Origin of the sequence: Bacillus sp. LNXM65, from assembly GCF_002998575.1 — a bacterium.
In the GTDB taxonomy this organism is placed as follows: domain Bacteria; phylum Bacillota; class Bacilli; order Bacillales; family Bacillaceae; genus Bacillus.
In genome coordinates, this window is sequence record NZ_PVRB01000003.1 from 382,355 (window position 1) to 394,951 (window position 12,597).

Sequence of the window (12,597 nt, forward strand, 5' to 3'; positions counted from 1 at the left end):
GATGCCAGAGGAGGTGAGCCCTTACCATTGTTAGGTAAGGGTTTTTTTGTATATTTTAAACGTATTTTTAGTCATATTACTTATTGCTGCGACAGCATTTTTTGTTGTCACTGAATTTGCGATTGTGAAAATTAGAGGCTCTAAAATCAATCAGCTGATTGAAAGCGGTGATAAGAGAGCCATCCACGTACAAAAGCTCATATCAAATCTCGACGAATATTTATCCGCCTGTCAACTCGGAATTACCATCACCGCTTTAGGCTTAGGGTGGCTGGGCGAGCCGACGGTGGAACATTTTCTGCATCCGCTGTTTGAGGAATTAGGGCTTCATTCCGCATTAACCGACATCCTATCGTTTATCATCGCATTTGTGATCATTACGTTTTTACATGTCGTTGTGGGAGAACTGGCGCCTAAAACGATTGCCATTCAAAAGGCAGAGGCCGTCAGCCTTGTGACAGCAAAGCCACTCATCTTTTTCTATAAAGTCATGTACCCGTTTATTAAAGCATTAAATGGGGCGGCACGAGGCATTGTGAAATTATTCGGTTTTCATTCTGTCAAAGAACATGAAGTGGCGATCAGTGAGGAAGAATTGCGTCTCATTTTATCTGAAAGCTATGAGAAGGGCGAAATTAACCAATCTGAGTACAAATATGTGAATAAAATTTTTGAATTTGATAACCGGGTGGCGAGAGAGATCATGATCCCTCGTACAGAAATTTCAGCCATAGAGGTTGAACAGACGCTTGAAGACATGACGCATTATATGCTGAACGAAAGATACACACGCTACCCTGTTATTAAAGAAGACAAAGATCATGTGATTGGTGTCATCAATAGCAAAGATGTGTTTAAGGCGAGCTTCCTGAATCAAGATGTGACGATTGAAGACTTAATGCGTCCGGTCATTCGGGTGATTGAAAGTACTCCTGTTCAAGAATTGCTCATTTTGATGCAAAAGGAACGAATTCATATGTCAGTGCTCGTAGACGAATATGGAGGAACAGCCGGTCTTGTCACAGTAGAGGACATTTTAGAAGAAATCGTGGGCGAAATTCGGGATGAATATGATCAAGATGAAACACCTCATATCGTCAAAAAAGGTGACTTCCACTATGTAATGGATGGGAAAGCCTTGATTGATGAAGTAAATGATTTATTGGATTTAGCCATTGAGAATGATGATGTTGATACAATTGCTGGCTGGATGATGACACATAAATTTGATTTTGAGATTGGAGATACGATTGAAGCAGAAGGCTGTGAATTTACCATCATAGATGCAGAAGACCATCATATTCGGACCATTGAAATCAAAAAGGTTCACTTTTTCTAAAAACCTCGTAACACTTGACGAGGTTTTTTTAGTTGGTAAACTTTAGGTAAGAGAATGCCTTCTGCCGATAAGCAGTGATTTATTTCACATAAAAAGGGTATGGTTTTATAGAAATGACAAAAAGGAGCCGCTCATATGAAAAAAATCAATGTACAAACAGACAGACGCGATGAGATGATCGACGTGACGAACGAGATCCATCAATATGTCAAGGAAACAGGTATTCAAAACGGAACCGTCATTATCTACTGTCCTCATACGACAGCAGGGATGACCATTAATGAAAATGCGGACCCAGATGTGAAACGAGATATGCTCCGCCGGCTTGACGAAGTCTTTCCGTGGGAACATCCGAAGGACCGCCATATGGAAGGAAATACAGCCGCACATATGAAAGCGAGCTATATGGGTGCTACGCAGCATGTTCTCATCAATCATGGTGATCTTGTACTTGGCACGTGGCAGGGAATCTATTTCTGTGAGTTTGACGGGCCGAGACATCGCCATTTTTATATACAGGTGTCTTCAAACGAATAAGAGATGGGGGAAATAAATGGGAGATATCACGAAATTACTGCAAATCAAATATGGAATTATTCAAGCGCCAATGGCAGGAGGAGCCGTGACATCGCAGCTGGCAGCCGCTGTTTCACAGTGCGGGGGACTTGGCAGTTTGGCAAGTGGATATGTGCAGCCTGACAATTTGAGGCAGCAGATCAGACAGGTCAAACAGCTGACAACTCGCCTGTTTCAGGTCAATGTATTTGTACCAGAGCCAATTCCTGAAGTCAAAAAAGAGGATGTGGCATTTTGGGAGAAGAGACTGCCTGCACGACCAGCCGCTGATAGGCTGCCGAGCGAAGAGGAATTGTGGGATGATTTTGAACAGAAAATCAACATTATTCAGGAAGAAGACGTACCGGTCGTTTCCTTTACCTTCGCTTGTCCAAATGAACAAACGATTCATCGCTTAAAACAAAAGGGGATCTTTTTAATTGGAACCGCCACAACAAAAGAGGAAGCACTGCTTTTAGAGGAAAAAGGGATGGATGCCATTGTTCTGCAAGGAAGTGAAGCAGGGGGGCACCGAGGTACCTTTTTACCTGCAAAAGGAGATGCCCTGGTGGGACTCTTTAGTCTGATCTCTGACGTCAAGCCGCTCTGTCATGTGCCATTGATCGCCGCAGGCGGGATCACAGAACGAGCAGGTGTGAAAGCCGCTCTAGCGCTTGGAGCGGATGCGGTTCAAATCGGCACACGATTTTTAGCCAGCCAGGAAAGTGCTGCGGCAGACGTATACAAAAAGGCGATTTTACAGGCAGAAAGCAGTGAAACAAAGATCACGAAGCTTTTTTCTGGAAAAAGAGCAAGAGGTATTGTGAATCAGTGGATGGAGGAAGAAAGACAGAATGAAGATAGGGTTCTTCCTTATCCGGTTCAGCATGTATGGACGACACCGATGCGAAAAGCAGCCGCGGCTGCAGGAAACCCTGATCAAATGGCTCTTTGGGCAGGACAGGGCGTTAGCCGTATTCACTCGATTTTAACCGTTGAGGAGATCATGCATGAACTGACGCACATATAAATTCATGTTGGGTGGTGTGAAAGGATGGACATCTTAAAGCATTCATACCGAAAAAAAGGACAAATTGAATTTTGGTTTGATGAATTTCCGTACTCTTCTGCCGTCCTTACGCCCATTCGTCATTACTATTTTGTTCGTTACGTAAAATGGAGCCGGCACGATCCGCCGGTCACAAGAAAAGACTTAGAAAAAATGGAGATCCTTGCGAACACGATGCTTGGCACGCTGCAAGATTATCGTAAACGCAAGGCATACAAAAGCCCCTTGTCATAACCAATAGACAAGAGGCTTTTTTTAGCTGCCAAACATTTGCCTGAGATAAATCACATCCATCCGGGTGGTCTGCGGCAATAGATAAGCAGATTGAACAGCACCTGGCCGCCTTCTCTTATTCAATTTGTCGATAATTTCTGCCGCTGTTAAAATCCCAAGTCCATGTCCGTAATATTGATCTTCTCCTAAGTAAATCACATTTTCCCCGCGCCACTGTGACTGCTGATAGCTAAACTCTGGATTTTCAAAATATAAGCAATCCCCATAGATAAAGTCATTCCCGCGTTCTGTATAAATCGACAATGTATCATAATGCCAGTCATACAGGGTTAAGCTGCGAAGCCTTCGGTTAAACTTCTCGTCTCCTACCGTTTGCAAGACCCCCATATAAAATACGATCACAATGGCTGTGGCACATTCAAATGCATATTGTGAGCCATTTTCAAAAATGTCTTTAATTCCTCTAGATGGTTCCACTTGATAGCGCAGCTCTAGTGCTCCTGCTTCCGATACACGCCAAAAGGCATCATTTGCACGAGATTTTTGGAAGATGGCAAATGAGGCACCACTTTTATGCAAATCTCTTGCAGCATTCATAATGTTCGATCTCAATGTGACCTCAAATAACAAATCAGATGCTTGCCTGTAGCGGAACGTATCATTTGAGGCTTGTAACTGCATCAAAATGATCCGCTTTTGTCCCTCTAGCTGAAATGAAGCCAGCTGCTCATTTGTCACTGGCTGTCCTGAAAGAATAATCATATGAAAAGCGCCCCCTTTTGTATTAGCGTATGCAGGATGCTTGGGCAAGGAATCAATTTGTGAAAATAAACAAAAAGGCATCCTTTTTATTTGAAAAACATGAAAATAATATGAAGATGTCCGATATATAACATATCGTTTAAAAGGAGGAAAAACATGAAAAATGCAATAAAATGGTTGAAAAAACCATCGATTTCTAAGAGACTGATTATTTCATTCACGCTCGTTCTTGTCTTGCCAATTATTACACTCAGTACGATTTCATATCAGATTGCCAAAGAAGAATTAGATCATGAAATCATGTACGGAGCAAACACAAGAGTCAATGAACTGAATGACATGATTCAGCAAAAGCTTATGAATAAGGAAAACGCAGTAAAACTCTTTACTGAAACATCTACTGCTGCAGACTTTAAGAAGAACAACCAGGACAAGCTGTATGAGCATTTCGAGATATACAGTAAAATCAATGAAGATGATGTGGTTGGCTTTTATGCAGCAAGTAAAAAGCGTGATTTCATTCAGTTTCCTAAAGTAGACATGCCAAAAGGCTATGATCCAACAACACGCGATTGGTATCAACTAGCTATGCAGGATGACAGTGGTAAGCCAGTTGTTACTAATCCATACATCTCTGCCACAACAAACGGCATGGTTGTCACGATTGCCCAGCGTCTGAAGGACGGGTCGGGAGCGATCGGAATTGACATTGATGTGCAAGACATTGTCGATAAAATAAAAGAGATTAAAATTGGACGACAAGGATATCCAATTATTGCGAATAAAAATAAACAAATTGTGGCTCATCCAGAAGAAAAGTCAGGATCTAAGGTCACTGAAAATATTTCATCTATCCTTTACAGCGGAAAAGAAGGAACGTCAACTTATGAGAATAAAGGAGAACAAAAGCGTCTTGTTTTTGTGACAAATGATTTAACAGGTTGGAAAATTGCTGGAACGATGTTTGTATCAGAAACAGAAGAAGCAGCACAGCCAGTTTGGAATTCTGCCATTATTCTTTTAATTTCTTCATTTATCCTTGGCGGCGTTGCGATCTTCTTTATCGTTCGATCCATCACAATTGGACTTCGAAAGCTTGTTGATTTCTCAAACAAAGTGAGTGAAGGGGATTTAACCGAAACCCTTGAAACCAAATCGAAGGATGAAATAGGAGAGCTGACAAGAAGCTTTAGCAAAATGAGTGAATCCCTCCGTGACGTCATTCGAGCGGTACAGCAATCTGTCGACAATGTGGCTTCTGCTTCCGAGGAGCTGACGGCAAGTGCCAGCCAAACAAGTCAAGCAACTGAACATATCACGATGTCGATTGAACAATTTTCAAATGGAAATGAAGCACAAAACGAGAAAGTCGAATCTAGTACGAATCAGCTTGTGGCAATGAATGAAGGGTTACAAGACATGTCACATACGTCATCAGAAGTGGCTGCTGTCTCACTTCAATCGACAGAGGCGGCTGGTCAAGGTGGCCGAATTGTTAAAAGCACAGCGAGCCAAATGAAACATATTGATACATCTGTACAAGAAGCAGAACAAGTCATGAAACAATTAGAATACAAGTCTAAAGATATTACGAGCATTTTAAATGTTATTAACGGCATTGCAGATCAAACGAATTTACTTGCGCTAAATGCAGCCATCGAAGCAGCAAGAGCAGGTGAATCAGGACGCGGCTTCTCCGTCGTTGCAGAAGAAGTGAGAAAACTAGCTGTCCAATCCGCAGATTCAGCGAAAGAAATTGAAAAGCTCATTCAAGAAATTGTGTTAGAAATTGCTAAATCTCAAGATATGTTCAAAACGGTCAATCGAGAAGTACATGCAGGACTCGGTATGACAGAAGAAGCAAAAGAAAGCTTCCAGAACATTTATGAGGCGGCAGAAGGAATGTCGAAAAAACTGACTCAATTAAACGATACAGCGATTGATCTATCGAGCGGTTCAAAGCTTGTCTCACAAGCTATGCAGGAGATGCGCCAAGTCTCTAGAGAAAGTGCGGCAAACATTCAGGACATTGCGGCTTCTGCTGAAGAGCAGCTGGCATCTATGGAAGAAATCTCATCTTCTTCTGTGACACTTGCTAACATGGCAGAGGAACTAAAAGAGCTCACAAGTCAATTTAAAATTGATTAAAAAATAATGAAAAAATACCCAGAATTGTCTGGGTATTTTTTTTATGTTTAAACATCGTTTTCAGCCTGTAAAAATAAACCTTTCATCCGATAATAACTTTAGAGAAGTAAAGGGGGAAAGAGAAAATGGGGAAAATGATCCAATGGTTAAAAAAACCATCCATTTCAAAAAAATTAATTATTGCCTTTTTGGTAGTCCTTATCCTGCCAACCACTGCACTGACAATTAGTGCATTTTTTACATCAAAGACAGAGCTAGACAAACAGATTATGGGCAGTGCGATGAGTCAAGTCAATGCATTTGATACCTTAATCAATGAGAATATAGGAAACAAAGCAGATGCTGTGACCCTGTTTACAGACTCACTCAAAGCGTCTAATCTTCAAGAAAAAAATAGAAATGCGACCATTAAAGAATTGCAGCAATTTGGAAAAATTAATGAAAAAGATGTTTCTGCTATCTATGCAGGCTCCGAAAAGGGATTGTTTATGCAATATCCTGTTCAAAAGATGCCTGATGGCTACGATCCAAGAGAGCGTCCATGGTATCAAGAGGCACTCAATGCAGAAAACGGCAAACAAGTCATCACAAAACCATACGTAGCAGCCTCCACAGGAAAAATGGTCATCACCATTACTCAAAAAATGAAAGATGGTTCAGGTGTTATTGGAATTGATTTAGAAATTGACACCCTGCTGCAAAAATTAAAAGAAATCAAAATTGGGCAAAAAGGCTATGCCTTTATCATGGAGAAGGATAAAACAGTTTTAGCAGATCCGACCCAAAAGCCAGGAAGTCAGGTAAATGAGAATCTGGCGAATATTATTTTTAAAAACAAAGAAGGAAACGGCAGCTACACACTCAAAGGAATAGATAAAAAGGTTGCGTATGTGACCAATGAATTAACCGGCTGGAAAATCGGTGGAACGATGCTCGTATCAGAAGTAGAAGATGCAGCAAAGCCCGTTTTCAATACAGCCATTATTGTGTTCAGTGTGACACTTATCGTAGCAGGTACCCTTATCTTCTTTATCGTCCGCTCTATATCTAAAAGATTATCCAACCTTGCCCGTTTCTCGAAAAAAGTAAGCGAAGGTGATTTGCGCGATAAGCTTGAGATCCAATCAGATGACGAAATTGGCCAAGTTGGGAAAGGCTTTAATACAATGATTGACTCATTAAGAACCCTCATTGGTGCCGTCCAAACCTCGGTCGAAAATGTCGCTTCTTCATCAGAAGAACTGACCGCCAGCGCAGGGCAAACAAGTAAAGCAACAGAGCATATTACACTATCCATTGAGCAATTCTCCAATGGAAATGAAAGTCAAAATGACAAAGTCGAATCCAGCTCAGACGAGTTAGAAGAAATGAACCGAGGCCTTCAGCACATGAATGAGTCGGCTGAATCCATTACTGCTTCATCGATCAAATCAACAGATATCGCAGGGGAAGGCGGACAGCTTGTGGAAAAAACCGCTTCTCAAATGAATGTCATTGATCAGTCCGTGAAAAAAGCAGAGAATGTCATCAGCGCTCTTGAAAGTAAATCAAAAGACATTACACAAATTCTAGGTGTCATCAATGGAATCGCTGACCAAACGAATTTACTTGCGCTAAATGCAGCAATCGAAGCAGCAAGAGCTGGGGAATCTGGCAGAGGCTTCTCTGTTGTAGCAGAAGAAGTAAGAAAACTGGCTGTTCAATCAGCCAATTCGGCGAAAGAAATCGAGAATTTGATTAAAGAGATCGTTCAAGACATCGATGTATCACAGGAAGTATTCACTGCGGTGAATCGAGAAGTTCAATCAGGCTTAAGCTTCACTGAACAAACAAGAGCCAGCTTCCATAATATTTTCGAAATGACAAAAGAAATTTCTGACCAGCTTCAAACGATGAATCAAACGGTTATCCAGCTTTCAAATGGCTCTGCCCATGTGTCAGAGGCTGTCCGTGAGATTGCAGACGTCTCACGTGAAAGCTCCGCAAACATTCAAGACATAGCGGCTTCAGCGGAAGAACAGCTGGCATCAATGGAAGAAATCAGCTCATCCTCTGCTACGCTCTCATCAATGGCAGAAGAATTGCGTGATTTGATCAGCAAATTTAAAGTCGAATAGACATAATGAAAAGAGCCCTTCAGCTAGAGGGCTCTTTTTTCATTAAATAAATCAAAAGAAATAGGTGAATTTACTCATTTTGATTAATTTAAGAACATTAAGTCTTGAAAAATAATTCGTATTACCTAAGAATAGAAGGGAAAGACCCCAAATCATAATTCAAAAGGAGTAGAGTCATGAAAAAAATCAACTTTTTTAAGCACTTTACAATGTCGAAGAAATTAATTACTGCATTCTTAGCGATTCTCCTAGTGCCAATTCTCGTATTGGCAGCATTTTCTTATGAAGTGGCCTCAAAGTCTCTCAATGATGAGATTATGTCTAGTGCTGCAAATGGTGTTCAGCAATTAAACGAACTCATTAATAAAGATGTACAGCCTAAAATTGATATCGTTTCCTATTTAGCCAAATCGGTAAAAAAGAGTGAATTGGCTTCTAAAAACAAGGATTTACTCAAGGTAAAATTAGAGCAATTATCGGAAACAGATGAAGATGTGGTGGAAGTATTCATTGCAGATCAAAATGGTAAACTAACCGAATATTCCAAGATTCACAAAGGTAGTGCCTCGAGCGCAAAAAACGAATCGTGGTTTCAACAATCGATGGGAGATGAGAAACTCATCATTTCAGATCCTTTTGTCGGCAAGTCATCAGATGACCTGCTCATCACAATATCAGAACAATTAGCAGATGGTTCTGGTGTGATTGGGATCAATGTGCGCTTGAACACGATCGTGAAAGATACAAACAGCATCAAAATTGGCAAAGAAGGCTATGCGTTTGTCGCGACTGCAGATCAGCATTATATTGCCCATAAAACAGACAAGCCTGGGGCGAAATTGACAGGTGATTTCATATCGAAATTGTATGATAAAAAACAAGGCAGCTTCAAATATGAATACAATGGAAAGCCGAAGCAAATGTTTTTTGACACAAATGAAGCAACAGGCTGGAAGCTTGCTGGAACAATGTATACGGGCGAAGTCAAAGAAGCTGCACAGCCAGTTCTCGACTTAACAATGATCATACTGGCAGCTGCGATTGCCATAGGCGGAATCGCGATTTATTTTATTATTAAATCGATTCGAAAGCCACTGATAGAGCTCTCTGAATCGGCTGAGAAAATCAGTCAGGGTGATCTGACCCAGCATATTGAAGTTCGTACACACGATGAAATCGGGAAGCTTGCGCAGAGTTTTAACGAGATGTCAGCAAAGCTGAAACACGTCATTCAAGCTGTTCAGAATTCCATTGAAAATGTGGCCTCCTCTTCTGAAGAGTTAACAGCAAGTGCAGGACAGACCACCCAAGCGACTGAGCATATCACATCATCTATTGAACAGTTCTCAAACAGCACTGAACACCAAAATGATATGATCGAAAAAAGCTCAGTCCAGTTGAACGAAATGGATCGCAGCTTATCCCATATGGTCGATACGACCTCACATATGATGGAATCGTCGATTGATTCGAGCAAAACGGCTCAGGCTGGTGGAGAACTCGTTCAAAAAACAGCAGGTCAAATGCAAACCATCGAGCAGGCAGTGAAAGAAGCAGAGCTTGTTATTCAAGGCTTAGAGCAGAAATCAAAGGATATTACTAACATTCTGGGTGTCATTAACGGCATTGCTGACCAGACCAATCTCCTTGCTTTAAATGCTGCGATAGAAGCCGCTCGGGCAGGAGAAGCAGGCAGAGGTTTCTCTGTTGTTGCAGAAGAAGTTCGTAAGCTGGCAGAGCAATCAGGAAGCTCTTCAAAGGAAATTGAAAGCCTGACAAACGAGATTGTGGAGGAAATTGAAAAGTCACAGAAAATGTTTAAACAAGTAGCAGGTGAAGTACAAGCTGGATTAAACATTACAGATGAAACGAAAGTCAGCTTTGAGAAAATCACCGATAAAACATCAGAAATGACAGAACAAATGAAACAAATGAACGGAACCGCCAAAGAACTCTCGCATGGCTCAAATGATATTTCACATGCGGTGAATCAAATCAAAGAGCTTTCAAGAGAAAGTTCCGCAGGCTTCCAAGATATCGCAGCATCCGCAGAAGAACAGCTGGCATCTATGGAAGAGATCAGCTCATCCTCTGCCACGTTATCTCAGATGGCAGAAGAGCTAAGAGAGCTCATTAAACAATTTAAAATGTAAGAGATATAGGGAAGCACCTGACGTTTTGACGTCAGGTGTTTTTCCATTCGATGCATATAATTTGGGTGTTTTGGACTTATTTAGACTTTAATAAATTAAAAAAGTAAACAACCTAGTAGTACTTCCGATATATATACTATCTTACTAAAAGGAGTTTTCTTTTTTATGAAATTCATACAGTATTTCAGGAAGCCATCTATTTCAAAAAAGCTCGTATTCTCTTTCTTATTTATTCTCTTATGCCCAATCATTGTATTGGCATTCTCTTCATATCATACGGCGAGCACCTCCTTAAATGATCAAATCATGCAAAGCGCCAAGGAGAACGTAGAGCAGCTAGATAAAAATATTACGAAGGTTGTGAAAGTGAAAACAGACGCAGCCGATTTCTTTAGCAAATGGATCACGGAGAAAAAGCTTAAGCAAAAAGGCACGACAGATATTCAAGGGCGCTTTGAGCAGTTCATGAGTATGAATGATGACACAGAAGGCATTTTTGTCGCTTCAAGTGATGGCAAAGTGTTTTCAAGATATCCTAATAAAAAAATGCCTGCTGACTATGTCGCAACGGAGCGGGATTGGTATAAAGACGGCTGGGCGAAAAACGGGGAGCTGTCTGTTTCAGCACCGTATCCAACGGCTTCAACCGGTACGCTTGTGGTCACAATCTCTAAAAAGTTAGAGGACGGATCAGGAGTCATTGCAATGAACCTAGACATTGCGAATCTAGTAAAAGAATCAAATAGCATAAACATTGGGAAACAAGGCTATGCCTTTATCGGAAGTCCGGATCGTACCTTTGTTGCCCATCCAACGAAAAAAGCTGGATCCAAATTATCTGGTGAATGGCTAGAAAAGCTTTATTCACAAGATGAAGGTTCTATGAGTTATATGTTTGAAGGAAAAGAAAAGCAAATGGAGTTCACCACAAACAAAGCGACTGGCTGGAAAATTGTCGGTACGATGTTTGTGACGGAAGTAGAAGAAGCTGCACAGCCAGTCTTTAACATGGCCGCTATCATTTTAGCAGGCGCGCTCATCATTGGCGGGATTCTGATTTTCTTGATCATCCGTTCCATTACAAAACCACTTTCTATACTTGTCTCTTCCTCAAGGAAGATCAGTGAGGGAGATTTAACAGAAAAAATTGATGTCCGGTCAAAAGATGAAATTGGACAGCTAGGCACAAGCTTTAATGAAATGAGTGAGTCATTAAGAGATGTCATCCAAGCTGTACAAACATCTGTAGAAAACGTGGCTTCTTCATCTGAAGAACTGACGGCAAGTGCAGGTCAAACAACAAAAGCAACCGAACATATTACATCATCTATTGAATCATTCTCAAACGGCAACGAAAATCAAAGCGAAATGGTGGAACAAAGTGCGTCTCATTTAAAACAAATGAACGAAGGACTGAACGAAGTCGCAGAAACGTCTGATGTCATCACAGCGTCATCTATTCAATCAAAAACAGTAGCGGAATCAGGCGGGCAGCTTGTGGAGCAAACCGTTGGCCAAATGAAGACGATCGACCATTCAGTGAAAGAAGCTGAAGGGGTGATCAACGGGCTGGAGCATAAATCAAAAGATATCACAAACATCCTAGGCGTGATTAACGGCATTGCGGATCAAACGAATTTACTTGCACTCAATGCTGCCATTGAAGCAGCACGTGCAGGTGAGTCAGGCAGAGGCTTCTCTGTTGTCGCAGAAGAAGTGCGTAAACTTGCAGTTCAATCATCGGATTCAGCAAAAGAGATTGAAAAGCTTGTGAAAGAAATCGTATCTGAAATCGAAACATCTCAAAATATGTTCAAATCAGTGAATGAAGAAGTGAAGAATGGTCTTTCCATTACAGATCAAACGAAAGAAAGCTTCTCACAAATTAATCTGCAAACAGCAGAAATCGCAACAAGAATCAATGAAATGAATACAACAGTACGCGAGCTTTCAAAAGGATCTGAGCAAATTTCTAAAGCGGTGAATGAAATTGCCGATGTATCACGAGAGAGTTCAGCAAGCATCCAAGATATCGCCGCATCTGCTGAAGAACAGCTTGCTTCTATGGAAGAGATTAGTTCTTCATCTACGACTCTTTCCCAAATGGCGGAAGAATTACGTGATTTAATTAAAAGATTCAAGATCAGCGAATAAGATCAAGTGGTTCTCCTCAAGGGGAACCGCTTTTCTTTTTAAGAGGTCATCTCGTACAATAGAGGA

The 12,597-nt window shown here is 41.1% G+C and carries 9 protein-coding genes and 4 pseudogenes; 12 read left to right on the forward strand and 1 reads right to left on the reverse strand.

What is annotated here, in order from left to right; all coding sequences use genetic code 11:
* Nucleotides 1-46 precede the first annotated feature (46 nt).
* The 4 genes from C6Y03_RS08015 (at nucleotide 47) to C6Y03_RS08030 (ending at nucleotide 3,197) form a co-directional block, all read left to right on the forward strand.
* A complete protein-coding gene (locus C6Y03_RS08015; protein ID WP_034659775.1) occupies nucleotides 47-1,339 on the forward strand; it encodes a hemolysin family protein in 1,293 nt (430 codons plus the stop codon).
* Between the two features lie 135 nt (nucleotides 1,340-1,474).
* The gene (locus C6Y03_RS08020; RefSeq protein ID WP_034659774.1) at nucleotides 1,475-1,876 is read left to right on the forward strand and encodes a secondary thiamine-phosphate synthase enzyme YjbQ; all 402 of its coding nucleotides are present in this window, start codon (nucleotides 1,475-1,477) and stop codon (nucleotides 1,874-1,876) included.
* Nucleotides 1,877-1,892: 16 nt separating this feature from the next.
* Nucleotides 1,893-2,924, forward strand: a complete 1,032-nt coding sequence (locus tag C6Y03_RS08025) for a nitronate monooxygenase (protein WP_106030420.1) — start codon at nucleotides 1,893-1,895, stop codon at nucleotides 2,922-2,924.
* 24 nt (nucleotides 2,925-2,948) lie between these two features.
* A complete protein-coding gene (locus C6Y03_RS08030; RefSeq protein ID WP_060597196.1) occupies nucleotides 2,949-3,197 on the forward strand; it encodes a hypothetical protein in 249 nt (82 codons plus the stop codon).
* A 21-nt stretch (nucleotides 3,198-3,218) separates the two neighbouring features.
* On the opposite strand, the gene C6Y03_RS08035 is transcribed toward C6Y03_RS08030, so the two are convergent.
* Nucleotides 3,219-3,959: a protein-glutamine gamma-glutamyltransferase gene (locus tag C6Y03_RS08035; protein ID WP_060597195.1), complete on the reverse strand. Its 741-nt coding sequence runs from the start codon at nucleotides 3,957-3,959 to the stop codon at nucleotides 3,219-3,221.
* Between the two features lie 357 nt (nucleotides 3,960-4,316).
* Between C6Y03_RS08035 and C6Y03_RS19585 the strand changes: the two are divergent.
* The 8 genes and pseudogenes from C6Y03_RS19585 to C6Y03_RS19620 all read left to right on the forward strand — a co-directional run.
* A pseudogene (locus C6Y03_RS19585) lies at nucleotides 4,317-5,165 on the forward strand (cache domain-containing protein); the annotation flags it as partial.
* Nucleotides 5,166-5,279: 114 nt separating this feature from the next.
* On the forward strand, nucleotides 5,280-6,107 hold the full coding sequence (locus tag C6Y03_RS19590; protein ID WP_411266085.1) for a methyl-accepting chemotaxis protein: 828 nt from the start codon (nucleotides 5,280-5,282) through the stop codon (nucleotides 6,105-6,107).
* 281 nt (nucleotides 6,108-6,388) lie between these two features.
* Nucleotides 6,389-7,279: pseudogene (locus C6Y03_RS19595) on the forward strand (cache domain-containing protein); the annotation flags it as partial.
* The gene (locus C6Y03_RS19600) at nucleotides 7,274-8,224 is read left to right on the forward strand and encodes a methyl-accepting chemotaxis protein (protein ID WP_411266086.1); all 951 of its coding nucleotides are present in this window, start codon (nucleotides 7,274-7,276) and stop codon (nucleotides 8,222-8,224) included. The pseudogene C6Y03_RS19595 and the gene C6Y03_RS19600, both read left to right, overlap by 6 nt.
* 317 nt (nucleotides 8,225-8,541) lie before the next feature.
* A pseudogene (locus C6Y03_RS19605) lies at nucleotides 8,542-9,435 on the forward strand (HAMP domain-containing protein); the annotation flags it as partial.
* Complete coding sequence (locus C6Y03_RS19610; protein ID WP_375567718.1) at nucleotides 9,430-10,377, forward strand: methyl-accepting chemotaxis protein; 948 nt, start codon at nucleotides 9,430-9,432, stop codon at nucleotides 10,375-10,377. The pseudogene C6Y03_RS19605 and the gene C6Y03_RS19610, both read left to right, overlap by 6 nt.
* Nucleotides 10,378-10,542: 165 nt before the next feature.
* Nucleotides 10,543-11,586 (forward strand): annotated as a pseudogene (locus C6Y03_RS19615) (HAMP domain-containing protein); the annotation flags it as partial.
* The gene (locus C6Y03_RS19620; RefSeq protein ID WP_374955726.1) at nucleotides 11,578-12,531 is read left to right on the forward strand and encodes a methyl-accepting chemotaxis protein; all 954 of its coding nucleotides are present in this window, start codon (nucleotides 11,578-11,580) and stop codon (nucleotides 12,529-12,531) included. The pseudogene C6Y03_RS19615 and the gene C6Y03_RS19620, both read left to right, overlap by 9 nt.
* Nucleotides 12,532-12,597 lie beyond the last annotated feature (66 nt).

Coding starts and splice junctions, on each gene's coding strand:
- C6Y03_RS08020 (WP_034659774.1), top strand. CDS start 1,475: ATGAAAAAAATCAATGTACAAACAGACAGACGCGATGAGATGATCGAC.
- C6Y03_RS08025 (WP_106030420.1), top strand. CDS start 1,893: ATGGGAGATATCACGAAATTACTGCAAATCAAATATGGAATTATTCAA.
- C6Y03_RS08035 (WP_060597195.1), bottom strand. CDS start 3,959: ATGATTATTCTTTCAGGACAGCCAGTGACAAATGAGCAGCTGGCTTCA.
- C6Y03_RS19600 (WP_411266086.1), top strand. CDS start 7,274: ATGATTGACTCATTAAGAACCCTCATTGGTGCCGTCCAAACCTCGGTC.
- C6Y03_RS19590 (WP_411266085.1), top strand. CDS start 5,280: ATGTCGATTGAACAATTTTCAAATGGAAATGAAGCACAAAACGAGAAA.
- C6Y03_RS19620 (WP_374955726.1), top strand. CDS start 11,578: ATGAGTGAGTCATTAAGAGATGTCATCCAAGCTGTACAAACATCTGTA.
- C6Y03_RS19610 (WP_375567718.1), top strand. CDS start 9,430: ATGTCAGCAAAGCTGAAACACGTCATTCAAGCTGTTCAGAATTCCATT.
- C6Y03_RS08030 (WP_060597196.1), top strand. CDS start 2,949: ATGGACATCTTAAAGCATTCATACCGAAAAAAAGGACAAATTGAATTT.